Source organism: Psychrobacter sp. S1-30-MNA-CIBAN-0213 (genome assembly GCF_040309845.1).
In the GTDB taxonomy this organism is placed as follows: domain Bacteria; phylum Pseudomonadota; class Gammaproteobacteria; order Pseudomonadales; family Moraxellaceae; genus Psychrobacter.
Window position 1 is genome coordinate 372,968 of record NZ_JBEOPE010000001.1, and the last position, 25,837, is coordinate 398,804.

General features: G+C 42.6%; 22 protein-coding genes. 7 read left to right on the forward strand and 15 right to left on the reverse strand.

The annotated features are described in order from the left end of the window. The first annotated feature begins 488 nt into the window (after window positions 1–488). Complete coding sequence (locus AAEY87_RS01560) at window positions 489–1,136, forward strand: hypothetical protein (RefSeq protein ID WP_350655647.1); 648 nt, start codon at window positions 489–491, stop codon at window positions 1,134–1,136. 153 nt (window positions 1,137–1,289) lie between these two features. On the opposite strand, the gene AAEY87_RS01565 is transcribed toward AAEY87_RS01560, so the two are convergent. The 7 genes from AAEY87_RS01565 to AAEY87_RS01595 form a co-directional block, all read right to left on the reverse strand. Further along, window positions 1,290–1,601 (reverse strand): YqfO family protein, encoded by a 312-nt coding sequence (locus AAEY87_RS01565; protein ID WP_350655648.1) that lies wholly within the window; start codon window positions 1,599–1,601, stop codon window positions 1,290–1,292. Between the two features lie 71 nt (window positions 1,602–1,672). Then, entirely contained in the window at window positions 1,673–2,308 is a 636-nt protein-coding gene (locus tag AAEY87_RS01570; protein WP_350655649.1) for a DNA-3-methyladenine glycosylase, read from the reverse strand. Between the two features lie 171 nt (window positions 2,309–2,479). Next, window positions 2,480–3,193: a phosphoribosylaminoimidazolesuccinocarboxamide synthase gene (gene purC / locus AAEY87_RS01575; protein ID WP_068033906.1), complete on the reverse strand. Its 714-nt coding sequence runs from the start codon at window positions 3,191–3,193 to the stop codon at window positions 2,480–2,482. An 88-nt stretch (window positions 3,194–3,281) separates the two neighbouring features. Next, window positions 3,282–3,605, reverse strand: coding sequence for a hypothetical protein (locus AAEY87_RS01580; RefSeq protein ID WP_227514092.1), 324 nt, complete (start codon window positions 3,603–3,605; stop codon window positions 3,282–3,284). A 90-nt stretch (window positions 3,606–3,695) separates the two neighbouring features. Next, entirely contained in the window at window positions 3,696–4,601 is a 906-nt protein-coding gene (gene dapA, locus AAEY87_RS01585) for a 4-hydroxy-tetrahydrodipicolinate synthase (protein WP_350655650.1), read from the reverse strand. A 267-nt stretch (window positions 4,602–4,868) separates the two neighbouring features. Beyond that, on the reverse strand, window positions 4,869–6,146 hold the full coding sequence (locus tag AAEY87_RS01590) for a hypothetical protein (protein ID WP_350655651.1): 1,278 nt from the start codon (window positions 6,144–6,146) through the stop codon (window positions 4,869–4,871). Window positions 6,147–6,290: 144 nt separating this feature from the next. Beyond that, window positions 6,291–7,667 carry a Do family serine endopeptidase gene (locus AAEY87_RS01595; protein ID WP_502945438.1) on the reverse strand — a complete coding sequence of 459 codons (1,377 nt, stop codon included), beginning with the start codon at window positions 7,665–7,667 and terminating at the stop codon, window positions 6,291–6,293. 901 nt (window positions 7,668–8,568) lie between these two features. On the opposite strand from AAEY87_RS01595, the gene AAEY87_RS01600 reads away from it, so the two are divergent. After that, on the forward strand, window positions 8,569–10,947 hold the full coding sequence (locus AAEY87_RS01600; protein WP_068033898.1) for a cation:proton antiporter: 2,379 nt from the start codon (window positions 8,569–8,571) through the stop codon (window positions 10,945–10,947). A 192-nt stretch (window positions 10,948–11,139) separates the two neighbouring features. Here AAEY87_RS01600 and tmk read toward each other — a convergent pair whose 3' ends face one another. Together tmk and mltG are read right to left on the reverse strand one after the other, a co-directional pair. Beyond that, window positions 11,140–11,847 carry a dTMP kinase gene (tmk, locus tag AAEY87_RS01605; protein ID WP_350655653.1) on the reverse strand — a complete coding sequence of 236 codons (708 nt, stop codon included), beginning with the start codon at window positions 11,845–11,847 and terminating at the stop codon, window positions 11,140–11,142. An 88-nt stretch (window positions 11,848–11,935) separates the two neighbouring features. Beyond that, the gene (gene mltG / locus AAEY87_RS01610; RefSeq protein ID WP_350655654.1) at window positions 11,936–13,201 is read right to left on the reverse strand and encodes an endolytic transglycosylase MltG; all 1,266 of its coding nucleotides are present in this window, start codon (window positions 13,199–13,201) and stop codon (window positions 11,936–11,938) included. 170 nt (window positions 13,202–13,371) lie between these two features. Between mltG and AAEY87_RS01615 the strand changes: the two genes are divergently transcribed. Next, window positions 13,372–14,136 (forward strand): DpnI domain-containing protein, encoded by a 765-nt coding sequence (locus AAEY87_RS01615; RefSeq protein ID WP_350655655.1) that lies wholly within the window; start codon window positions 13,372–13,374, stop codon window positions 14,134–14,136. Here the strand turns inward: AAEY87_RS01615 and AAEY87_RS01620 are convergent. Next, window positions 14,128–14,694: a hypothetical protein gene (locus AAEY87_RS01620; protein ID WP_350655656.1), complete on the reverse strand. Its 567-nt coding sequence runs from the start codon at window positions 14,692–14,694 to the stop codon at window positions 14,128–14,130. The two genes, AAEY87_RS01615 and AAEY87_RS01620, sit on opposite strands and share 9 nt — an antisense overlap. A 161-nt stretch (window positions 14,695–14,855) precedes the next feature. Here AAEY87_RS01620 and AAEY87_RS01625 point away from each other — a divergent pair, with 161 nt between their 5' ends. Continuing rightward, window positions 14,856–15,053 carry a DpnD/PcfM family protein gene (locus tag AAEY87_RS01625; RefSeq protein ID WP_350655657.1) on the forward strand — a complete coding sequence of 66 codons (198 nt, stop codon included), beginning with the start codon at window positions 14,856–14,858 and terminating at the stop codon, window positions 15,051–15,053. A 10-nt stretch (window positions 15,054–15,063) separates the two neighbouring features. On the opposite strand, the gene AAEY87_RS01630 is transcribed toward AAEY87_RS01625, so the two are convergent. Together AAEY87_RS01630 and AAEY87_RS01635 are read right to left on the reverse strand one after the other, a co-directional pair. Next, window positions 15,064–16,155 (reverse strand): aminotransferase class IV, encoded by a 1,092-nt coding sequence (locus AAEY87_RS01630; protein ID WP_350655658.1) that lies wholly within the window; start codon window positions 16,153–16,155, stop codon window positions 15,064–15,066. A gap of 2 nt (window positions 16,156–16,157) precedes the next feature. Further along, window positions 16,158–16,823 (reverse strand): hypothetical protein, encoded by a 666-nt coding sequence (locus AAEY87_RS01635; protein WP_350655659.1) that lies wholly within the window; start codon window positions 16,821–16,823, stop codon window positions 16,158–16,160. Between the two features lie 592 nt (window positions 16,824–17,415). Here AAEY87_RS01635 and aroE point away from each other — a divergent pair. After that, window positions 17,416–18,285, forward strand: coding sequence for a shikimate dehydrogenase (gene aroE / locus AAEY87_RS01640; protein WP_350655660.1), 870 nt, complete (start codon window positions 17,416–17,418; stop codon window positions 18,283–18,285). Window positions 18,286–18,451: 166 nt separating this feature from the next. Here the strand turns inward: aroE and AAEY87_RS01645 are convergent, their stop codons facing one another. Next, window positions 18,452–19,531, reverse strand: coding sequence for an FUSC family protein (locus tag AAEY87_RS01645; RefSeq protein WP_350655661.1), 1,080 nt, complete (start codon window positions 19,529–19,531; stop codon window positions 18,452–18,454). A 407-nt stretch (window positions 19,532–19,938) separates the two neighbouring features. Here AAEY87_RS01645 and AAEY87_RS01650 point away from each other — a divergent pair, with 407 nt between their 5' ends. Then, window positions 19,939–21,759: an acyl-CoA dehydrogenase C-terminal domain-containing protein gene (locus tag AAEY87_RS01650; protein WP_350655662.1), complete on the forward strand. Its 1,821-nt coding sequence runs from the start codon at window positions 19,939–19,941 to the stop codon at window positions 21,757–21,759. Between the two features lie 165 nt (window positions 21,760–21,924). Here the strand turns inward: AAEY87_RS01650 and AAEY87_RS01655 are convergent, their stop codons facing one another. Together AAEY87_RS01655 and ybaK are read right to left on the reverse strand one after the other, a co-directional pair. Next, the gene (locus tag AAEY87_RS01655) at window positions 21,925–22,299 is read right to left on the reverse strand and encodes a 5-carboxymethyl-2-hydroxymuconate Delta-isomerase (protein ID WP_068033853.1); all 375 of its coding nucleotides are present in this window, start codon (window positions 22,297–22,299) and stop codon (window positions 21,925–21,927) included. A gap of 112 nt (window positions 22,300–22,411) precedes the next feature. Then, window positions 22,412–22,900, reverse strand: a complete 489-nt coding sequence (ybaK, locus tag AAEY87_RS01660; protein WP_350655664.1) for a Cys-tRNA(Pro) deacylase — start codon at window positions 22,898–22,900, stop codon at window positions 22,412–22,414. Window positions 22,901–23,129: 229 nt separating this feature from the next. Between ybaK and plsB the strand changes: the two genes are divergently transcribed. Beyond that, window positions 23,130–25,835, forward strand: a complete 2,706-nt coding sequence (gene plsB / locus AAEY87_RS01665; protein WP_350655707.1) for a glycerol-3-phosphate 1-O-acyltransferase PlsB — start codon at window positions 23,130–23,132, stop codon at window positions 25,833–25,835. Window positions 25,836–25,837: the final 2 nt, after the last annotated feature.

The following is a 25,837-nucleotide window of genomic DNA, read 5'->3' on the forward strand; positions in this document are numbered from 1 at the left end:
ATAGAATGCCCATACAAATTGACTTGCAGAGGTATATATCACTTCAGTCAAAATTATACCCTATTTACACTCTTTCTCTTCTACTGAAATTTCTAGCAACGAAACCACTGTGAATAATATAATTTTTATTATCTTATTTTCTTTATACACCTTTAATTATAGTGAAAATCGCTAGCTAGTTAGCGATAAACCTACTACTTACTGATTAACATTGATCAAAAGTCATTGAATTCTTACGGGCGCACACATATCGTTTACACTTTATTAACGCTACCGACATTTGTTATCAAGTTTTGTAGACTACTATGCTTATGTAAGAAATTATTTCAAAGAGCAGAATAACAAATGAATACGAGAGTTTAAGAAGCTATTTCCTTAATCACTCTAATATGTCATACCCATTATAAATCTAGAATAATCTAACAAATGGTAATGATAAAAAAATATTTGCATACTGAGCTTTGATTCACTAGAGGAGTAAATAGATTATGACATTCCTATCTCGATTAACCATGAAAACTGCCGTCTCAGCAGGTTTGGCAGTAACGCTATTAGGCGCAACCGTCGGCTGTACTGTGGCATCAGGTTACGATAATCAACCAGTCTACCGTGATGGTAGTTTCAGTCGTGCTAGCCAGCAATTACGCCAAGAGCTACGTCGCAGCGGTTACGATGTAGTAAATATCAGGTCTGATGACTATCGTGGTCGCCAAATACTTGTTGTCCATGCGAAAAAGAAAAATCAGTTTTACGAATTAAAATACACTTATCCTGACCTTCAGCGTATTAGTTCAGTTAAGAAAGACTGGTCAAACGACTGGCAAGATAACGATGATTATCATAAAGATAAGAACAAACACAACAAGCAAAACTATGGTAATGGTCAGTACAAAGACAAGGGTAAAAAGAAAGGTCACAATGTCGAAGATAGGCTCAAAAACGAATCACGTTATCCAGTGATTAGGCAGCGTGCGATCAGAAAGGTCAGTGCGATGGGCTATCGAGTCACAGATATCGAACTCGATGAGAAGAAAAAACGTGGCATCTTTGAGATTGAGGCAACACGTGGCGGACAAGATTATGAGATTGAGCTTAGCTATCCCAACCTCGATGTAATCAAGGTTAAAAAAGACTGATTATTAATGAAATCAGCATTAGCACGAAGTTAAGCTTTTGGCATCGTTAAAGTTTTGGTGCCCTAGGCCAAACAAGCCAGTCTTTGGTTTTGTTTGGCCTTTTTTTCGTCTCTGATATTTAAGCAATTACTGTTGCCTTTGCAAAACTTACCCTCAAAAATCTAAAACCTTGATGACATCATATGCAGGTGTCTCGTAAGGATGAGCATTTTTTAACGCGCTAATAACCTTATGAATAACCTCCTCATTTACCACCATCTCAACTCGCCATTCATCAACTTCTTCAAGTTTGTCATGCATACCAATATGCGGCGTACTGCCTGCCAATGGCCTGAACTGCCCTGTTCCCTGTACTTGCCAACAGCACTGCTCATAATTACCGATAGTCCCAGCACCCGCGCTAAATAGTGCAGATTTGACCTGCTCTAAAGCACTGTCTGGAATAAAAACCGTCAATTTATACATACATTGGCCTCATAGCTTTAACTTGATGAAGAAATCACCCAAAAAGAAATCATGCAAAACAATCATACCCTTTACTTTTTTGATAAAGAAGGATGATTCGTCCATACGTAACGCAGTAGCCAGTCTTTCGCATCACCAGCATAATCAATGCCGATACGTGGACGTAGCGATAACGGCGGCTGACAACCATCATCTTCAATCCAGACATTTGATGCAGGACTAATAGTTTTACTATATAAAGTGCGGTCAATTTGCAGACGTTTAGTCAGTTTACCTGGGCCAGCAAACTGCTTTGAATGCGTTAATTGTTTGTCAGCGCTAAGATGCTGCTCACCTATCAATCGATCACTACAGTCCGTTAAAAACCCAGCTCGTATTAATACCGATTCAGGTGACTCTGCAGGCCCACTGATTAAATTAAGCATGTGATGTACGCCATAAGTAAGATAGACATAAAACACCCCACCTTGCTCATACATAATCTCAGTCCGTGACGTACGGGTGCCTGCATGCGAATGGCAGGCAGGATCATCTTCACCAATATAAGCCTCGGTTTCAGAGATACGCATACGCAATGTTTTGACCTCTCCATCACTATCAGTTAACTGTCTACAAAGCACCTTACCCACCAAGTCAGCGGCAACCACACACGTTGGACGAGTAAACCATATTGGCTTTAGCACAGTGGTTGTAATAGCTTTAGACATAGGTATCAATCAGCCTGTTTTAAAAAATAAAATTTATTATATGAATAATAAGGCCTCTTAGTCGTGTATCTTTCTTGGTGGTTCAGTTATTTTTTGCATAAAAAAACTGAGCGCAGGGCTCAGTTCTTTATAATTATTTTATCCGTATTCAGCACGAGCTTAATAAGGCATTTAGCTTAATGGCACACCAATACGCTTAGCAACTTCTTCATAAGCTTCAATGACATCACCTAATGACTGACGGAAGCGGTCTTTATCAAGTTTCTTCTTAGTGTTTTTGTCCCAAATACGGCAACCATCTGGCGAAAATTCATCACCTAAGACGATGCGATCATGGTACACACCAAACTCTAATTTAAAGTCCACTAGCATCAAGTCGCCAGCTTCAAACAAGGCTTTAAGTACATCGTTAACTTGGTAAGTTAGCTTTTGCATTTGCGCCAATTGCTCTTCATTCGCCCAGCCTAACGTCACCGACAATGATTCGTTGACCATTGGATCACCAAGTGCATCATCTTTATAGAATAGCTCAAAAGTAGGTGGCGTAAGTGCTTGACCTTCTTCCAAACCCAGACGACGTACCAGACTACCTGCAGCGAAGTTACGCACGACGCATTCCACTGGAATCATATCGAGACGCTTAACCAATACTTCATTGTCTGACAGCTGCTTTTCAAAATGAGTTTCGATACCAGCTTCTGCTAACTTTTGCATAATAAAAGCGTTAAAGCGGTTATTTACCTCACCTTTACGTGCCAACTGCTCAACTCGCTTGCCATCAAAGGCAGAGGTATCATCACGAAAGTGTAAGATTAGAAAATCATTGTCGTCAGTCTCATAGACAGATTTTGCTTTGCCTTTATAGAGCAATTGTTGCTTTTGCATGGTGGAGGGTCCTGTTCATTCAAACTTATATGATAAAAACGCGCAACTACCGCCAAAAGACTGGCGGTATAACTGGGGATCTAAATCTTTAATTAGTAGGTGTTGCAGTCACTGGAACTGCACGCTCAGGCTTTGGTAGTTGATACTGTTTGCCTGATTGGTTCTGTAATTTAAGCGTGTTGGCACCAAGATTTGGTGTTGGGTATAACGGTACAAATGGCGCGGCTTCTTGAGCTACAGGCAGCTCTAGTGGGGCAAGTTTTTTGCTGTCTTGATATTCTAAGCTGCCATTGTCGCGCTTGCCAAGTAGCTCTTTAGTAGCTTGACAGCCACTCAATACTAAAGTGCTGCTTAAAACCAAAGTGAGTATAGCGGTAAGTCGTTTTGGGGTAGTTAATGATGCTTTCATCATATTATCTCTCAGAGTTAGCAATCGACACTCATATGGAGGCGGTGCTGGTAATATTTAGCACCGCATCTATAATCAACTTCTAGCCGATATTTATAGTAAGTTGGCCCGTACTAAAGCGGTATCAATAGTGGCATGGTGTTCTTCAGCCAACCATACTAGCGGCAGACGGATACCAGTATCTATCATACCCATTTTATGTAACGCGTATTTTGCTGGAATAGGGCTCGACTCAATAAATAGATCGCGATGCAAGTGCTTAACAATATCGTGTGCCGCATTTGCTGTATCAAAATCACCACGCAGAGCGGCTGTGAAGGTTTCACTCATCAATTTGGGAGCGACGTTGGCGGTCACAGAGATATTACCTTTTGCGCCTACTCTCATTAAATCAAGCGCAGTGCCATCATCACCAGATAAGATGACAATTCTATCGCCGACAGCTTTAATTAATTGCTCACCGCGACCAACAGAACCAGTTGCATCTTTGATAGCTACAATATTGTCGATATCAGCTAAACGCTCTACGGTTTGTTGTGCGATGTCTACGACCGTACGACCCGGCACATTGTAGAGCATTTGCGGTATGTCAACTGCTTCAGCAATAGCCTTGTAATGCTGGTACAAGCCTTCTTGTGGCGGCTTATTATAATAAGGTGCAACTAACAGCGCACAGTCTGCGCCAGCCTCTTTAGCGTCTTGGGTCAGCTTAATAGCTTCAGTCGTATTATTGGCGCCCGTACCAGCTATGACTGGTACGCGGCCGTTAACATGCTTTACAAAATATTGAATGACATCACTGTGCTCTTGCATAGATAAGGTAGCAGACTCACCAGTGGTTCCAACCGCAACGAGGCAATGGGTGCCTTGCTCGATCTGCCAGTCTATGAGGTCTGCCAGACGTTTATAATCGACCTTGCCGTCAGGGTGCATGGGCGTTACCAAAGCTACCATTGAGCCTTGTAGTCGGGTCTTGATGTCGTCGTATGCTGTACTCATAACTGTGCCTTACTGTATTGTCCTAGCTTTGGTTAAAGCTATTACATGATAGGTCGTGTGCAAGGACTGCTGCCCTGCTTCATTAAATATTAACATCAACTACTAATATAAATGCCCGATAGTGTAGCATATTTTGATTTAATCGCTCACTAACAATTGCGCTTCAATTGGCTATTATTTGTAGAGAACTCAAACTTAACTTTTCTTCTTGGCTCACAATTAAGTCTAGCGCAACTTATCAGCATGGGTAAAACCTTTTGCTTACTCTCAACGAATCGTCAATACGTCGATGGTGGGACGGCGCAGACGAAATGGTGACCCACGTGTACCAATACCACTACTCACGAATACCTGTGCGCTAGCATGTTGATATAAACCGCGTCTATTATCAAAACCAGTATAAGAGACAATAGTGGATTTAATACCAGCCTCGCTATTAGAACGTTGCTGCGGCGATGAGTGACTTAAATTGTCACTCGGTTTTACTGATTTTGCAGCAGCTGCAATCAGTAGTGGTCTTGGCTGCAATGCTTTTGGCAAATCTGTAATACTATCAAAGCGTGAGGCAAGAATAATAACTGGTAACACAGCTTCTTCGATTTTAGTACAAAGTTCTGCTTTGTCGGCTACCACAATGACATCACTATTGGCGGTGATATTTTGAGTAGATTTATCTATCTTAGAAGGTTTGGTTACTGGATTTTTACAAGACTGTGCATTGTCAACTTGTAAGCTTGCGCCTTTAAGATAATAAGGCGGCATATCCTGCCAACCGCACAACATCGCAATATGAGGTGCAAGATTTGAGCCTTGCGATCGCACACTTTGAGGATTATTTGTAGCGGAACGGGTAGATATCGGCGGCAGGGAGCGGCATTGCTGACCAATATAGGTAATGTCGAGCACATCAAAAGCGCAAGCTAAAGTATCTTCTAATAATGGCTGCCCCTGTTTGGTGGTATTCATCGACTGATAGCGCAAGTCTGAAACACTCATTACCGTATAAATAGGCTTATTGACTCCTTTAAAGAGCATCAGTTGCCCGACTAAATCGGCACCCGGATAATAAAGCCAATCACCAGTAATCAATACCGCATCCGCTGATAACTCGTTGATTGTCGCAACAAGTTTACGTATATGTCGCGGTTTACCACTATATAACCCAATCCGTAAATCTGCCAATACCGCTACGGTCAAGGGTGCTTTCAAACCAATATCAACCGTTTGGTGGTGCAGGCGCAAACAATTAGGCTGCACGATAACGGTATAAAAATATAACCCCATCGCTACTATCGCAATCACTACTATCGGTAGTGATAACTGCGCCAGCATTGGCGTCACGTTTTGTGCTCGACCGATCACCAATAGCAGCGCCCAAATCGGCATGGTGTAAGCCGCATAATACAATGCCAACTTTGGCCATATGCGCATAAAGCGCTTGCTAGGATTGGCATTAAAAGTTTGTAACCCTGACCACAGTATCACGTACGCTAACAGTGCTGTTGCGGTAAGCATACTTAGCGTATAAACGGCGTGGTCAATCATGAATACCTAGCTATAATATAGACGTACAAAAATAAAAAACCCTAATACTAACTTATGATAAAAAACCAGCCATTATAAGGGGCGATGTCCACGATAAACAAGCCCCATCAGCTATCATTCGTTACTGTCCTTTCACAACTGACCTTACTCAATACGTAGACCGATAATCGCTGGTATACCTTGACGCATAACTTCAATAGTCACAACGCCCTTGGTCGGTAGTGATGAGATAGCACTAGAAAAATCTGCAGCTTTAGCAATAGGCTTTTGATGTAAGTTGGTGATGACGTCCCCTGCCATGATACCTGAACGCGCCGCCAATCCTGTTGGATCAACCGCGGTGACTAGCACGCCAGTCTTACCATCCCTAGCTAGCTCCGCTTGCTCTTCAGGGGTCAAGTTACGTAAGCGCAAGCCTACACGCACCTCATTATCTTGCTGATCGCGACCTTGCGCTTGGACATCACTTGGCGCATGACTAAGCTTACCCGATACGTTCAGCTGTTTACCATCACGTTGTACTTGCGCACGAAACGTCTCATTAGGTTTGCCACGGTTAATGAGATTTAGGAGATCAGATGCTCGCATTATTTTGATATCGTTATATTGTAAGATAATATCGCCTGTTTTAAGTCCTGCCTTTTGAGCTGGCGAGTCTGGCGATACGCGGGTCAAAAGTGCGCCTTGTGGACGTGCCAACTTATAAACCTCTGCCAAATTACGATCTATATCCTGCGGATAAATACCTAAGTAAGCACGCGTTACCTCACCGTTAGATTTGAGCTGCTCATAAATATCCATCGCAGCATCTATGGGGATAGAGAACGATAAGCCCATATAGCCGCCTGTACCACTAAAAATTCGTGAGTTAATGCCGATCACTTCACCGCGCTGGTTAAATAATGGCCCGCCTGAGTTACCAGGATTGAGCGCTACATCAGTTTGAATAAAAGGCACGCTGGTCTCGCGCGAAAAGCTACGAGACTTAGCGCTCACGATTCCAGCAGAGGCTGAATAATCAAAGCCAAATGGAGAACCAATTGCCAATACTGGCTCACCGACTTTTATGATATTAGAATCGCCAATAGGCAAAGCTGGGAATTGACTGCCTGAAACTTTTAGCACAGCTACATCTGAGCGCTCATCACTACCAATCAATGTGGCATCAAGCTCTGTACGATCATTTAGCGTAACGGTAATTTTATCTGCGCCTTCCACTACATGATGATTGGTCAGCATATAACCGTTAGACGTCACAAAAAACGCCGTGCCATAAGCATGTTCAATTGCTGGTGTTGCTGCCTGTTCAGGGATACGTATGCGGTCACCAAAGAACTGACGCAATAAGTCAGCGGTTTGGGCTTTAGCCAGCTCTGCTTCACTGACCGTCTTGGTAACGTTGACTCGCGCCACGCCTGGGGTTACTTGCTGGACAAGATCAGAAAAATCAGCAGTAATGACTGCCGCTTGGGCGCTGGAGATAGTCATTGCACTGATAGCCACTGTACCAGCTGTAATCATAACCGTACTTAACGAAGCTGCTAGCAGGCTAGCCTTTAGTTTACGCTGTATCCTATGAGCAATTGGTTGACTCTTCATATTATTATTCCCCGTTTTTAAAGTTCAATTATTTTGAGTTTCATTTTTTTATGTTTTAGTCATTTATATGATGATGTCAGCTTATTCTCACTAAACTATCAAACACCAATCTGCATTATTATTGAATAAACGTCTACTCACAAAGACTGCTATACATTCACTTAACTCTTATTACTATCTATAAGTCAATACACTTACAGCGTAAGTTCTGTCCCATTCTCAAGATATCCTTATCTTAGAAAAACTTAGTGACTGTTCTATCGTGTTTATATTATGCAGGATAACATTCGTCATGGCTACGTACCTGCTTCCTTGTATACAGATGAGTATATACAAAAAACACCTTATGAAGTGATGCCGCTTATCGTAAATAAACATTGTCATTAATAGCTTAATATCTCCACACGCGCAGTGCGTTTAACACAAGCAAAATTAAATCATGGTATGATAACAAGCCAAATAATTTAAATAACAGACAAAAGTCTACAATAAAAACTACTTATTTCTTTGATAAATTTATCAAGTTATAGGTTTTACTTTTATTGTTTCGCTCTATCTGTTTGTGCATTATCAGATGACTTGTATAGGTCTCTGAACGCTTTTTCCTATTATGTTGATTTCTACGACTGTTCTTGCCAATTACCCTATGGCCTGAATACCCTTTATGATGATTAGCGGTAAATAAAACCGTTATAACCGTTTGCAATAACCATTTGCTATAGCAAAACTTAGGGTCTATTTGACGTTTACAAGTAGCCGCTGTTAGATTGTAAGCACACCCTAATGTATATGCAGTATGACAAGCTTATAAAAGGATTAATTTATGGATACCGCCCTATTGTTATCCGGCGTGGTTGGGATCGGCATCGCCGCCCAATGGTTGGCTTGGTACTTAAAGCAACCGTCCATTTTGTTTTTGTTACTCATCGGCATTATTGTCGGTCCAGTATTGGGTTACTTCGACCCTGATTTGGTTTTAGGCGAGCTTATGTTCCCTATTATCTCTTTGGGTGTAGCAATTATTTTGTTTGAAGGCTCGTTGACCCTAGAGTTCGATGAAATTAAGCAGCACGGTACCGTAGTGCAGATGCTGGTGTCAGTCGGCGTACTAATTACCATTGCTATAGTGGCATTATCGACTTATCTGTTGTTCGATGTCGATCCTCTCATTGCGCTACTATTTGGGGCGCTAGTCTGTGTGACTGGTCCGACGGTAATTATGCCGCTACTGCGTAGTGTGCGTCCGAATAAGACCATCTCTAATATCCTCAAATGGGAAGGTATCATCATCGATCCTATCGGCGCGATTGCGGTAGTATTGGTGTACGAGTACATTATCTCAGGTGGTGAAGCCAGCAGTATCTTGCTATTCGCCAAAATTGTTGTCTTAGCGACAGCACTCGGTATGGCGGGCGCGTGGGTATTAGCGTTCTTAATGCGCCGTCATATGGTGCCTGAGTTCCTGCGTAACGTCTTCACCCTTGCCTTTGTTTTAGTGCTATTTTCGGTATCGAATCACTTAGAGCACGAATCTGGTCTCTTAACTGTTACGGTACTCGGCGTTGCGCTTGCGAACTGGCCAAAATTCCCACGCGATACGATTTTGGAATTTAACGAGTCGCTGACCGTTTTATTAATCTCTGTATTATTTATTATTCTTGCTGCTCGTGTAGAGCTAGCAAGCTTGATGAGTGTAGGTTTTGCAGGACTTGTATTACTTGCCATCGTTATGTTCATAGCGCGTCCACTATCCGTTTGGGCATCTTCCATTGGCTCTAATCTCAAAACCAATGAAAAGCTGATGATTAGTTGGATTGGCCCACGTGGTATCGTTGCCGCCGCCATCTCTTCCCTATTTGCTATACGTCTGCAAGAGTATGATATTCAAGGTGTTGAGCTGTTAGTACCGCTAGTCTTTATGGTCATTATCGGTACGGTCATGATTCAAGGCTTGGGCGCAAAAATGGTCGGTAACTTATTGGGTGTGCGTGAGCCTGCCACCAATGGTATTTTGGTCGTTGGCTCCAATCCAATAGCATTATTGGTCGCGACTTCTCTGCGAGATCAAGGCTTCGATGTAATCGTTGCGCATAATAACTATACCAACATCGCGGGTGCTCGTATGAGCGGTCTGCGTACCTATTTCGGTAATCCAGTCTCAGATCACGCTGACCACCATCTCGACTTAATCGGTATCGGTCATCTATTTGCCATGAGTACAGATAAAGAGCTAAATACGCTATCAGAGATTCATTACCGTCATGAGTTTGGTGAGCAAAAGATATTCCGTCTTAAATTCAGTGACGAAAAAGTCAAAAATGAGCGTGATACTAAACAGGCAAACTTTCATTCCCAGTGGTTATTTGGCAAAGATGTCACTTATACCAAGCTTGCCAGCATGTTATCTAAAAAAGCGCGTATTAAGATTACCAACATTACCGACAGCTATACTTTTGAGCAATACAAAGCGGACAACAAGCAATACGTCCCGCTATATACGCTTGATAAAGAAGGTAAGCTGAGCGTCATTACGGACAAGTTCGATGGTAATGTGCCACGGGATCGTAAGCTGGTCGCTTTGGTCGTCGATGACGATATACAGCCAAAGCCAGTAGATGTCACTCACAAGCAGGTACAAGCACGTGCCGTTGCTGATGCGCATTTTGAAGCCAACTCAAAAGCGCCTGAAAAGCGTAAAGAAAAAGAGTTGATTGAGGGTATAGATAATGAAGCTGAGCAAGACGGCGCAGCTGAAACGCAAACTAAAGCTGAATTAACTGAACAGAATCAAGATCAGAGTGAGAAATCGGATCAGCCAACTGTTGCACCAGCGGTAGAGTCGTTAACGGATTTGGATAAAGTTACTGCCAAAGAAAATCCTGCTAGCCTTGCATCTAATAGCCTAGAGACTGCTAAACTAGAGCCTACTCGTCCAAAGGCTAAAAGCGCTGAAGTTAAAAATTCTGATGCTAAAAATTCTGAAACTAAAAGCACAGAAGTTAAAAATCCTGAGGCTAAAAAGTCAGAGCATAAAGCATCCAGCTCAGTGGCGACGTTAAAAGCCAATGCCAATGGTAGTGGCAGCGCACCCAAAAACAAGAAAGGGTCGTTGGATCCAAACCGTCTACCTGACACGGATAAAAATACTGCTGATACTGACACCGTTAAAATAGAAGCTAATGACAGTTCAGATAAGCAGTAAAAGCCTCTTGCTTAAAGCTCACTTTATTTTAAAGCAATAGAAAAAACCCAGCTATCAAGCTGGGTTTTTTACATCTATTAGTTTGATAATTGCTTGTTAACAGATATTAATTGCCAACTATTAGAGCGTGTCGAACATTTGCCTATCACGTAGAATCATAGCATTGAGTCAGGGCGTTGAATAACAGCATCGTTAAACCATATTAAACTGAGACTCAACCTCTTCCCATATACGCGCACCAACTTCATCAACAGTACCTGAGGCATCAATACGATGAACACGCTCAGGATGTGCGGCAGCAAGCGCGGTAAACCCTGCATGCACTTGGGTAAAAAAATCCATCGCCTGCTGCTCAAAGCGATCAGCCGCACTACGCTTACCTGCACGTGCCATGCCCTCCAACACTGGCAAATCAAGCCATAGCGTCAGCTCAGGCAAGCTTGGGATAAACTGCTCAATGAGCGCATCAATCTTTGCTAATACTGCCCTATCACCCTGCGCACGCCCAAAACCTTGATAAGCAATAGTAGAGTCCGTAAAACGATCGCATATCACCCAAGTACCGCGCTGCAAAGCGGGTAAAATCACTTGCTGCATATGATCGCAGCGAGCCGCAAACAATAGCAACAGCTCAGTGTCATCGTTTATGTTGGTTGCCGGGTCTAGCAAGATAGTACGCAGGCGCTCAGCGAACGGACTACCGCCAGGCTCACGTGTGCGCAGACAATCAATACCGGCCGCATCTAGACGCGTACATAGCTGCTCAATGGCAGTCGTTTTCCCCACGCCTTCAGTACCTTCAAAGCTAATGAAACGCCCTAATTTCTCTACAGTTTCTAAGTCAGACGCTACCTTATCAGTAGTCAGTTGAGACGATTGTGCGTTTATAGATGCTGACATGGTATTGCCTTGTATTTCAAATATCTTTGCTTACTGTGAAATTTCTTCTATGACTATAATTTTACATCAAAGGCTGATTGCTACCAACCTACTCCGGCGGCGTTTGTGATTTCTTTTCACGCATCACATTTAAGTAGTCTCTTACCGCTTGATTATGATCAGCTAAGCTATTGGTGAATTTATGACCACCATTACCCGTTGCTACAAAATATAAGGCTTCGCTATCAGCAGGATGCAATGTGGCTTCGATAGAAGCAGCAGATGGCAGAGCGATAGGCGTTGGTGGCAAGCCATCAATTTGATAAGTGTTGTACGATGTTTTTTCGTCGATATCTTTGCGGCGAATATTACCCTCATAGCGACTCCCCATACCATAAATAATGGTCGGATCCGTCTGCATGCGCATCCCTTGATTCAACCGATTGGTGAACACCGCAGCCACCAGCTCACGCTCTTCAGGCACACTAGTCTCTTTTTCGATAATGGAGGCCATAATCAGTGCTTCATAAGGCGTTTTATATGGCAAATCTGGTGCACGGTTTTCCCAAGCTAGAGTCAGCGCTTGTTGCTGACGCTTATATAAATCAGTCAGCACCTGCTTATCAGTTGCACCCTCACCATAATAATAGGTATCAGGGGTGAACCAACCTTCAAGGTTGTAGCTAACGATAGGGTCACTACTATTAGTCACCGAGTCAGGCAGTATGCCAGCCAAGTCCAATTGCTCTGCGATACTGGCATTGTCGCTATCAGCGGTCAGCACCTCCTTGGTAATACCAGGGTTGTCACGTAAGGTCTGATACAAATCGCCCGCTGTTTTGCCTTCGATGATTTGTACCTTTACCATCGCTACCTTTGCGCCTTGTTGTAAGATTTGCAATGCTTCTGCTATCGTCGGGTTTTCCGGCAATTGATAGATACCTGCATGCAGTGGCGCATCTATTTGCGACTTGATATAAAACTTGGCAATACTGGCAGAAAACAGCGGTATTTGCTGCTGCCATTGTGGTAGCAAGCCGTAATAAGTGTCACCCTGCTCAATCGTAACCATTTGCTCAGGCTGATCGATACGACCGAACAACGTCTGATAGACCATCACCAATAAAAACGCGGCTATCAAGCCTAAGACTAATAAAATCTGATAACCACGCTGCATAAAAAACGATTGATTGTCTTTTTTGTACTTGCGCGGGGAATTTTTACCATTGACAAGCGAAATATCTGTCGCGGGTACTTTATTATCTGGTTCAGAGTCTTGAGGTGTCTTAGCAGGATCGTTGATAGTGCCATCTTGCTTATCTGATGGAGTATCATTAGGACGTTCAGGAGGCGTTTCAGGTGTAGGCTTGCTCATGGCAACTCGCGAGGCAGATGTTTGCTAGAATTTAGCACTGAACCGCGTGCTTTTCAATGTTATTTGCTTAGCTTATCAATTAACTTGATGTTTAGGTTAAATTATATGGCTTAATACTCATGCCTTCTATTACTATTTCTACGCCTTCTTATTAATAACGAAAACTTATTATGAATTTACATTTCAATCAAAGTCTTGCTAAAAATTATAACTCTCAAGCTCAAAAAATTCGTGTACTCAGTGAGGCATGGGTGAAAAACAATGGTTACTGTCCGAACTGTAGCACTCAGCCGTTAGCTGAATTTGCTAATGGCAGACCGGTCGCTGATTTTTATTGTTCAAACTGTAACGAGCAATATGAGCTAAAAAGTAAGAAAGCAAAATTAAGCAACGTTATCAATGATGGCGCTTATAAAACTATGATTGAGCGTATCAATAGTGAGGATAATCCAAGCTTTTTCTTTTTGACTTATTCCAAAGAATGCACCGTTAATAATTTTTTAATCATTCCTAAGCATTTTTTTAAGCCGGATATGATTGTAAAACGTAAACCTTTATCAATAACTGCCAAACGTGCAGGTTGGATTGGCTGCAATATCGACTTGCGTAAAGTGCCAGAGTCAGGAAAAGTATTTCTAGTCAAAAACCAACAAGTGATACTGCGCGAAAAAGTCACCCAACAATTTCAAAAAACCTTATTTTTACGTGAACAAACACAACAGACACGTGGTTGGACGTTAGATGTTTGGCAATGTATCGATAAACTTGATAACAATTTTTCTTTGCAGCAGGTTTATGCTTTTACCAATGAGCTCCAGCTCAAACATCCTGACAACAATTACATTCCAGATAAAATCCGCCAGCAATTACAAGTTCTACGCGATAAAGGCATTATTGAGTTTGTAAGCCGTGGGTACTATCGAAAATTATACTAATCGCGTTTCGTTATATCGTTCAGGTCTAGGCTGTCCTTTTTTATCACGATAAACATCAGCAATCAGTTCATCCCTATCATCCCATAGTGGTAAGCGTGCGGTGGCGACTAGGCGCTCATGAAACTTATGCGCTGGATATTCCCAATCAATCTCATCATTAATTTTAAAAAAATGCTCTTCACGATAATCGATATAAGCATGCATTCTGTTTTTCACATAATAATTCCACTGCCAGAACAGCTGAATCGCATTGCGTGCTGGTTTGGTAAATGGTTTTAAATTAACGGTTAATGCACACATAACTAGCTCATCGTTAGGAATTACGTTGATACGCTGCTCGATGACTTCCTCACGCGTGTGCGCATATTCAAACATACCGCCAAAAGCAATAAGCCTTTTGAAGTCTTGTAAATACATGACACCAAACGCTAATTGAGTATAAGGTGATAAATGCACTATTTCATCAGGTCTGCTTCTTGCTAATTGGCAAATTTCATCAAAAACCATCAAGCGACGAATTTGTAGCGGGATTCTCTTTTCTTCATAAACTGGGCACATCAACGTTTATCCTTTTGACCTTCATTATTTAAAAAGGATCATTGATCGATTTACTTTATTGCATAAGTCCACGTAACAAAAGACGATCACTTCTTTTGAGACCTTTTGATAGTCTAGCTGGCATGAATAATTGAAATCGCTTGATAATACTGAGAATAGCTATGATAAAAAGAGAGATAAAAGCCGCGAAAACATTTCAGATAGAAATTGTCGAGACCATGAGTAATATAGTAGAAGTTGTGGCTGAAAATGAGCAAGACGCACTGTTAAGAGCACAGGAAATGTATCGAAATGAAGAAGTTATTTTGGATTCAGAAGATTATATTGATACTAAATTTAATATTTTTGGACGGGAATAAAAGCCCTTATTTAGAAGCTTAAAACTTCTCCCGACAGCAAAGTCAGACTTGTCACTGGCATCACACCACGCAAGGCATTGCAAAAGAATAAACCACGTAAATTTGGTAAATCATCATCATTTAACGGACGCATGATAACTGGCGTCTCAGTCTTAGCGAAAGCATCAATAATGACTTGGCGCATCACCCCAGCGACACCTGATTGCGTTAATGGCGGTGTAAACCACTGACCGGCTAGCGAGTAGCTTGCATCATTATTTACATCATTATTTACATCATTATTTACATCATTATTTACATCGTTATTTACATCGTTATTTGAATAAGAATTTTCACTAGTGGCAAAATTTTCTAGCGATTGCGCATTGTTTACCAATTGCGAAGCTGACAGTTGATAAAAGACATTACTCATCGTGCCTTCCACCCAGCTACCGCTCATATCGCGTACCAATCCTTCACCAATGGCTAACCCTTTATCAAAGCCTAATTCTATATCAGATTCTAATGATTTGGCTTTGAGACGTTGTAGCTCACCGCTAGCAAGTACACTATCCAGTCGATTAAGGCTTTTGAGACCTGCTAAAGGTGGTGGCAAGCAAGCAAGTTGCGCGGTTAAACATATGGCTGATGTCGTAGGTTGTATTAATATACTGTTCCCATCTGGTAGATAGGTATGCTGAGCGGTATCAATAGACATAGCGGTTGCTTTACACCAGACTTCACAAGGGCTAGCATCCATATTTGCTGCAAAACCATAACCGCGCACAGCTTGTACAGCACGCGTGACAATGACTTTTATCACGCCCTGCTGTAGCTGCTGGGCGTGAGATTGCAAAGTGGCCAGTAGCGAGTCGCTATCGACGTCTAACTGTAATGCATAAGCGTGAGAGACAAGTCTTTGGTAATGATAGTCTTGCCACAATATCAAACCGTCAATGACACCTATGGTAGTAAAAAACCCATCTCCATAAGCCAATCCGCGATTGTCTGGCGTTAGCATAACGCTATCTACAGTAGCTTCCATAGCATCAGACTGCGGATGTAGGCGCTGCCATTTAGGGGCATGGCTATTGAACTGACTGCTATTGGATTCAGCTGTCATATCTAGCTGGCGTCCGCTTGTTGCTCACCCGACTTATTTAGTACCAACATACAGCTATAAAACTCGCACTTACCCAGCTCTATTTTTTGACCGCCCGTGGTTTTATTTTTTATGATTTGACCACTGAGCATATCTGATAGAACCTTGCCGCCCTCATCACCCATAAGCTGGCGCGCGAGTTGATAAGACTTTTTCGCATGCGCTTTACTGAGCTCTTTTTCTTTATCTGAGTCAGTAGGATTGGCGTAATACCAACCAATCTCGAGGTATTTTTCCGAGTCAATCAAATCTAGATAAGGCGCATCCGTATCCATAAAGCGGTATTTGGTGGCGGGATTACTGGCATAGTCCAAACTGTTTTCATCGGTAGAAACGACTTTACCAAACGTTGCTTTGATTTGATCGACTTCTTGTATGCTTACAGGCTGGACTTGTTTGCCGCCCCATGACGAGACGTTATACTTGACTGGACTGCCTTGCTGGGCTGTCGCACCATCTAAGTCCGCTTCTGGCGTAGAGCTTACCTGTGCAGGCTTGGCTTGCTCGGTTGTATTGTCAGAGGCAACCTCAGAGTTGGTGTCTTTCGTTGAGCCATTACATGCGCTCAATGATACGCCAGCTGCCATCATTATACCGACCGCAAAGGTCTGTAGGCTGTTATTCCACATGGGCAATTTACTCACACTTTTTGGGTCTAAATTATATTAACAAGCTGCTAGAAATGCTGCTGCTAATAAAGAATGGTTGTTAACACGGTGCGTTATTAATAAAAAACTCATTATTAATATAATAGGCTATCGATATAATGAATGACGGCGATAAATAACCTGCATAACAAAGCATCATATATCTGCCATAATTCGTACATTAATCATGCAATAAATGCGCCATTTGTAGGCTTGCTTTTCGGTCATCGTCCTGACATCCAATGTCGTAATTTTAGTGCTGTCATGTAAACAGTGTACCCAACTGCCTTGCGCTTGACTAGCCTTTACGTTACGGATAACAATCCTAGAGGGTACAAATTTGTTAAAAATATTGTTATCCCCTATGATGAGTAAGTTTTGATTGTTTTTTCTATCTCTTGCCCTTTATCATTTCTTTGTTATCGTTGATTCAATTTAAAAAGAGCACAGGGCTGCTGGGATGAATTTTACGCAGCCTCTGTCTGGCAAAGCGCACAGCAAGCGAGGAAAATTTATACCAGCAGTAAACGTACTTCTATTATTTTGAATTGACTATATAGCTAGTGGACAACCTATGACCCAGCACTTTATCGTTATTGGCAACCCTATTGCCCACAGTAAATCCCCAGAGATTCATCAAGTATTTGCGGCACAAGCTGGTATTGATATCAGCTACCAGCGCCAATATTGTCCTGATGATAATGCTAGCTTTGGCGCGGTGGTTAAAGCGTTTTTTAATGGTGGCGGTGTGGGCGCCAACGTGACAGTACCCTTTAAACAGGTCGCTTATGCATTATGCGAATCACAGGGCGGGTTATCTGAACATGCGCGTGTCGCAGGCGCAGTCAATACGCTGCTGTTAAAAAGTGACGAATCACAAAAAGATCATTTGCAAAAAATTAATGCGCTATATGGTGATAATACTGATGGTCAAGGCTTGGTCAATCATATCATCAGCTTGGGTTGGCCACTTGCGCAAGCACGTGTCGCTATCATTGGGGCAGGCGGTGCGGCACGCGGCGTGATATTGCCACTTATCCAAGCTGGTATCGGACAGCTGACTATCGCTAATCGTACCTTGAATAAGGCTGAAGTTTTAGTGGAAGAGCTTAGTGCAGCAAGCGATGCGATTAACAAGCATGCGATTGAAACTTGCGCGACGACTGAGCTGACTGGGCAATTTGACCTAATTATTAATGCGACTTCTATCGGGTTATCAGGTGACACTTTGCCTATCGCTGATGATTTAAATTGCCATTATGCCTATGACATGATGTATGGACGCGCACTGCCCTTTTTGCAGCATTTCGCAGCGCGCGGTGCGCAAACTTCAGATGGCTACGGAATGCTAATCGGACAAGCTGCGTTAAGTTTTGAGCGTTGGACCGCTCATACTATTGATGTAGTGAAAGCGACTGAGATATTGAAGCAAGCATCAAAGTAGAAATAATAATAACGTTATTGGTGATGAATATAGTCGATTCACTTTAAAAAAACCTGATACTGCTGGAATGAATTTTTTGAAATCCGTGTTTGTTTAATCGTCTGTCTGCCTGTCCGGGTTACAGCAAGAGCGGAAAATTTATAGCAGCAGAATGCTATTATTGTGCCTAAGCAAAGCGTACTAATAGCCATTTCTCTATACGTCTTAGCGGTGCTCGTAGCTTTGCTGAATGTATTGCCAAACCTCCACTCAAACCAACCACGCAGCCCAACGCAGTATCGAACATCCGTGCACGAATGACTTCTTCAACACTCGCCTGCGCAAGCGAGGTAACACTGCTATACTCGGCGATAAATATCGTCAAGGGAGTGATAAGTATCACTGCCAGCCCATAATGACGATCGACCAGCGACTCAATACAAAGCATCATAAGAAATATTGCCAGCGCCACCTCCCACCTTGATAAGTTCCAAGACAGCATCCAACCAGCGACCGCCATTCCTACTAGCGTACCTAATAAACGATGGAGCTGTTTAATCCATATCGTACGCATCTGTATGCCTTGGATAATAATAAAACAGCTGACCGCTGCCCAATAGGGATAAGGCATATCCAGCACTACTGCTATCAGTAATGCCAAGCTGACAAAGCTTGCAACGATCATGCTGTCGCTAATCGTGTCTGGCTCATAACTATAGACGGGCACAGAAGTAGAGGCACGCGTTGCTAATAAAAATAGCGTATACAAAAGCGCCATAAACATCGAAAAACCACTACCCAACATCACAAGCCCTGTCGCTGACAGTATTTGCTCAGCTGATACAGGGATAAATAAGGCAATAGCACCTGCCATCATGACGAACAAGCCTGCGGGCGGTGGCTGACGATAATAACGCCCAAAGACGACAACCCCAAAAGCTATGAGCGCAAATACTGGTAGCTTGATCACTGGAATTTGCTGCGCAATCAGCCCAAGCGCAAAGCACAACGTCATTGCAAAGCTCCATGCCATCACCGTCACCAAACGATAAGGCAACGAGCCTGCGAAGGGTAAGTTCAAGATAACCATTGCCCCTAACGAGGCCTTAATTCCTGCAGGTAGTACGCCAAAGTAAGCGCCCACAAAGACTGGAAAGCTAATGGAAATAGCGGCGATAATCGGCATGTGCCACGGGCGACGACTCTGATTGACAGACAACAGATGGTCAAGCTCCCCACGGATTAAGTGTTTGATATAAGCGAGCATTTGCTCAATCCTCTGTCTTAGCTATATAAAGACCTGATACGGTCATAGATTATTATTCTAAATCAATTACTTTACTTCAATCTGCTAGTTGTTAATTTACCAAGATGATTTTGATGACAGCAATTCCACGCTTACAATTCTACGCTTACTAGGTATTAACTCATCAATCATAAATTAAATTAATACTTATACCTTTCAGTCATGAATATTAATTATGTATTGTATATTTGTCCTAACAGAACATTTATACTAATAATATTCCCATAGCATGTCGTTTTGCTAAGTAACCTTTGACCATAAATATAATAAGCAAGCAATGCTTAACCCCTTTTACCTTTAGACCTACTAAAAACTTATGAAAATTAGCTACTAGTAATGCTAAAACAAACTAACTAAAGAGACCGACTATGTTAACTTACAAAGCTCCTTTACGTGACATTAAGTTTTTGATTAATGATGTTTTTGACTTTCAAACTCACTATAAAGATTTAGACAACGGCGCAAATGCTGACCCTGAAACGATCGATATGATCTTACAAGGTATGGCTGATTTTTCTGAAAACGTTCTAGCCCCTCTGTATCAGCCTGCTGATGAAGAAGGTTGTCATTTTGAAAACGGCGAAGTAACGACGCCAAAAGGCTTTAAAGAAGCTTATAACCAGTTTATAGAAGGTGGCTGGCAAGGGATTTCTTATCCTGAAGAGTACGGCGGCATGAACTTGCCAATGTCCATCAACCTAATCAAATCTGAAATGATTGGTACGGCCAACTGGCCTTGGGCAATGTACCCTGGTCTATCGACAGGTTGTATCAATACATTGATGCAATACGGTACTGACGAGCAAAAACAGACGTACTTGCATAAGCTGGTTGACGGCTCATGGGCAGGTACTATGTGCCTAACTGAGCCACAGTGTGGTACAGATTTGGGACAAGTTAAGTCGAAAGCAATCCCGCAAGAAGATGGTAGCTATAAGCTTAGCGGTACCAAAATCTTTATCTCAAGCGGTGAGCATGATTTAACCGAAAACATCGTTCACATTGTATTAGCACGCCTACCTAATGCTCCTGAAGGCACGCGCGGTATCTCGCTATTTATCGTACCAAAATTCCTGCCTAATACTGAAGGCGAAGTTGGCGAGCGTAATGGCGTAACTTGTGGCTCTATCGAGCACAAAATGGGTATCAGCTCTTCATCAACGTGTGTATTGAACTTTGATAGTGCTGTTGGTTATCTGATTGGTGAGCCAAATAAAGGCCTTAAAGCGATGTTCACCTTTATGAATACCGCTCGTATTGGTACTGGCATCCAAGGTCTGGCACATACTGAGCTGTCGTTCCAAAATGCTCTACCTTATGCCAAAGAGCGTCGCTCTATGCGCGCCCTATCAGGTACTAAAGATCCTGAAAAAGTTGCAGATGCTATCATTCATCATGCTGACGTACGTCGTATGCTGTTGACCCAAAAAGCCTTTGCTGAAGGCGGTCGTTCGATGATTTATCACTCAGCGCGTTATGCGGATAAGATGGCACAAGGCGTGGCTAATGGCGATGATGAAGAGTTCGAAAAATGGGACGATAAACTAGGCTTTTATACGCCAATCCTAAAAGGCTTCTTGACCGAACTAGGTATCGAAGCGGCCAAACACGGTCAGCAAATCTATGGTGGTCACGGCTACATTAAAGAATGGGGTATGGAGCTAATCGCTCGTGATGCACGTATCGCAACCTTGTATGAAGGCACAACTGGCGTACAGGCGCTTGATCTATTAGGCCGTAAGGTTATCTTGCAGTCAAAAGGTAAAATCATTCGTGACTATACCTCAAGCATCATGAAATGGTGCGGCGAGTATGCACTTGATAAAGATATGCGTAAATTCGTTTGGGCATTAACTAAGTTATGTGCAGAGTGGAATACGCTTACAGTACGCTTGATGCTAATGGCACGTAAAGACCGTGAAATCATCTCAGCAGCGTCAGAAGACTTCTTAATGTATTCAGGCTACGCCATGATGGGCTATCATTGGGCACGTATGGCGGCAGTGGCCTATGACAAGCTAGAAAACGGCGGCGCTGAGTCACCAGAATTCTATAAAGCCAAAATCCAAACCGCAGAGTTTTACTTTGACAAAATCTTGCCACGTACTTCAGGTCATGCCGAAAGTATGGTTGCGCCAAGTGAAAGTATGACAGCGATGGATATTGAGAACTTTGCTTTCTTAGACTAAGATTGAGTAAAGCCTCAGCTTTATTGAACCTAAGCTTAACCAAACTTAAGAAAAGTAAAAAGCGCCCAGCTTATCAATAGCTGGGCGCTTTTTTGTGCTTAACTATTGATAATAAAATCTCAAAGGTTCGCTGATTATAGTCATAATAAGAAGTTGTAGAAAATATTAGCTACCGAGAATTTTCTTTTGATAAATAGGACTAATTTCCTCGACTTCGACGCATATTTGTAGCGCCGCGCGTCCCGATTGCTCCTTGCTTAATACCTCCTCTATCGTGGTTGTTAGTAGTTGTGCCAACTGCTCACGGACACTACTGTCACGTCCTGGCATCAATTTTAAGTGCGCGTAAATAAAACCATGTGCCTGCTCATCATCTTCAACTCCTACCAAAAACGTTTCGATAGGGATTATCCGCGCTTTAATATCAGTCGGTTTACCGAAGTGACCACTATCCCATAGCACTTTATTTAGAGATTTGAGTAACGACTCTTCATGAGGGATACTGACATTAGGCGTTGCTTGAATGGTTAAATGTGGCATGAACCTATCCTTATAATGAGTGAAATTTAATGACTAAAAAGCTTTGTCTATGAATAAAGTCTTAGCATGTTTGGTTATTTGTCGCGGCAATGACTTAATACTTAACTAATTATCAGCCATCAGTTATATCTTCAAAACGAGCGCTAAGCGTTTCGGCTAGTTGCGATGGTGGCAACTCAATCTCAAGCCCACGACGCCCAGCACTGACATAAATGGTTGATTGGTCTTTAGCCGATATATCTATTATTGTTATTAAACGCTTTTTTTGCCCCAGCGGACTGACACCGCCCAACACATAGCCCGTACTACGTGCGACTTTTTTGGGGTCTGCCATTTGTACTTTTTTACAGGGCAGCACTTTATCAACAGATAGCGCTTTGGCCATTTTTTTAAAGTTCAATGTATTATCAACTGGTACAAGAGCAACAGCTAACGTGCCAGCATCCGTTTCTACCACCAACGTTTTGAACACTTGCTCAGCTTTCACACCGAGCTTTTCAGCAGCTTCTAAGCCAAAAGACGCTGCACTACTGTCATGAGTATATTCGTGCAGCTGATAATCAAGGCGACGCTGTTTGGCAATTTTAATAGCAGGAGTCATAAGGTACTCACGTTAAACTCACATTAAAAAATAGGTATTCTCGTTAAACCCGATTCACTTACTCTGCGCCGAAACCCTGCTCCTTGCCCCATTACTCATTGGATGATTAAAACATTGGACAAGTTAAATTTTATAATATATTAGGCAGAGATACTGACACCATATATCGCTTTGACTGCTTTTATGGCATCATAAGCGCATTACATTTTACAAAGTCTGACTTTTGATTATGATACCCAGTTTCCTAAAAAACAAGCTCCTAAAAAACCGAACGTCTAAAGCGCCAGCAGCACCTGATGCTACGAGGTCATCGGTTGCGACGTCTTATACCAATGCGCCTATCAATCAGCTTTACCGAAAAGTATCAGGACAAGCGCTTGATGTCGCCGTTAAGGCAAAACTATTGGGCGAGTTGCCGGAATTTGATACCAATGATCAAACGCTGACTTTCTATGTACTGCAAGATTATTCGCGCTCAAACAGTATTTTGATTGACCTGCAAACTCAGGAATACAAGCTACCGCCTGCATTGATGGGTGTCAAAGATAGCACACATGATGTTAATGAAAATGCAGCTATTATATTTTTGCATCACCCCAAATCTAAAGACCATCAGCTATCGCCGCGCTTATCGCGTTTGGTTGCTGCTAGCTTGCAACATCCAGATTTGCAAATACGACTGGTACCAGTATCTATTCTTTGGGGTCGCGCGCCTGAAAAAGAAGATTCGTTATTTAAATTGTTAATGACAGATAACTGGCAAGATCCGAGTATCACCAAGCAATTATTCAATATCGGCGTCATGGGACGTGATACCTTTGTGCAGTTCCATGCACCGCAAGACTTACGTACTATTATTCATGATAGCTTGCACGATGGACAAGCAGATGAGTTGGAAGTAGCTGATATTGCAGATAGCCAAGACGCGCGCCATGCATTAGTTCCAGCAGCAGACGCTAACCGTGAATTGGTACGCACCTTACAACAACAGCTTAATACTTATCTGGATAAGCAGCGCGCCACTATGCTTGGTCCGGATCTATCAGATCGGCGCAATTTGGTAGATAAGCTCATCTATTCACCTGCTATCCAGCATGCCGCACAGATTGAAGCTGACGAAAAAGGCATTAGTGTGCGCGAAGCTCGCGGGCTTGCTAGAAAATACGCCAATGAGATGGTTAATGACTACTCTCACCCTATTATTCGAGTCTTTGACAGATTTTTGACATGGTTATGGACGCAATTATATGATGGCGTCGAAGTCCATCATTTTGAGCGCGTACGTAAGCTTGCGACCGATCATGAGATTATCTACGTGCCATGCCATCGTAGCCATGTTGACTATTTATTATTGTCTTACGTCATTTATAAGCGCGGTCTGAGTATTCCTTATGTGGCTGCCGGTGACAATTTAGATGTACCAGTACTAGGGCCATTATTACGCGGTGCGGTAGCGTTCTTCATTCGTCGTAGCTTTCGCGGTAATGCCCTTTATACCGCGGTATTACGTGAGTATATGCACACCCTTATTACCCGCAATACGCCCATTGAATACTTTATCGAAGGCGGCCGCTCACGCTCAGGACGCTTGCTACCGCCGAAGATGGGTATGCTGGCGATGACCATCCATAGTCAGCTCCGCAAAACCAATAAGCCTGTAGTCTTTATTCCAACCTATATTGGTTATGAGCGCATTATGGAAGGTGGTACTTATATTGGCGAGCTGAAGGGTAAGCCAAAAGAGTCAGAATCTTTAATTGGGTTACTAAAAGTCGGGCGCAAAATTGAGCGTATCTTTGGTAATGTCCATTTAAGCTTTGGCACGCCATTGCATTTAAGCGACTTCCTGCAAAAATTCGATGTCGCTGCTGATAGCCTACCTGTTGATCGTACCGATACGCCACTCGATGAAAAAGCCAGCGCCATGGTTGACAATATCGGCGTGAAAATCATGCAGCATATTAACAAGGCTGCTGTCGTCAATCCGGTATCGCTATTATCATTGGTACTCTTATCAGCACCAAAGGCTGCGCTTGATGAAGATATCTGCCGCGAGCAGATCGCTTTGTATCAAGGTATTGCACGTAAAATGCCTTATTCTGATGATACGGTCGTTACAGATATGAGCCCGCAGAAAATTATCGATTATGGTATCAAGCTTAAGCTTATCGAACGTATACCACATATCTTAGGTGATATTATTCAAGTCGCTGGTAAGCAAGCAGCGCTATTAAGCTACTTCCGTAATAACATTTTGCACGTGTTTATTTTACTGTCATTCTTAGCAGCACTAGTTGCACGTAATGGCCGCGTTAATCGTAATCGCCTTGATGATATCGTTATCCAGATGTACCCCTTCTTACAAAGTGAGCTGTTTTTATACTATCCAGCGCACGGTCTAATGGATACGCTTAATCAAAAAATCGACAACCTCATCGCCCATGGTCTAATTATCGATTTAGGTGATGGTATGCTTAGTGTGCCAGATGCTAATAGCAGCTGCTATCAACAGCTTGAAGTGCTCGCAGCTCCTGTTGAACAAAGCCTTGAGCGTTACTTTATGACCCTAGCTTTGCTATCACAACAAGGCTCGGGTAATTTGACGACAGAAGAAGTGGTCGACTTGTGCCATCTGTTAGGTCAGCGCTTATCAGTGTTATATGCTGATGATATTCCGGACTTCTTCGATCGCTCGCTATTTTTAAGTTTTGTCACCGCACTTACTCGACTTGATTATCTACAGATAGATGACGAAACGGGTGCATTAAACTTTGATCAGCGTATTGATGATATCGCTCACCATGCCAAATATGTGCTGAGTCCTGATATGATGCAAATTCTGCAACAAGTGGCCAGTCTTGATGATGATGAAATTGCTCATGCTATTACTGAGATTAGTAATAAAAAGCAGCGTAAATTTGGCCGTAAGCGTTAAGT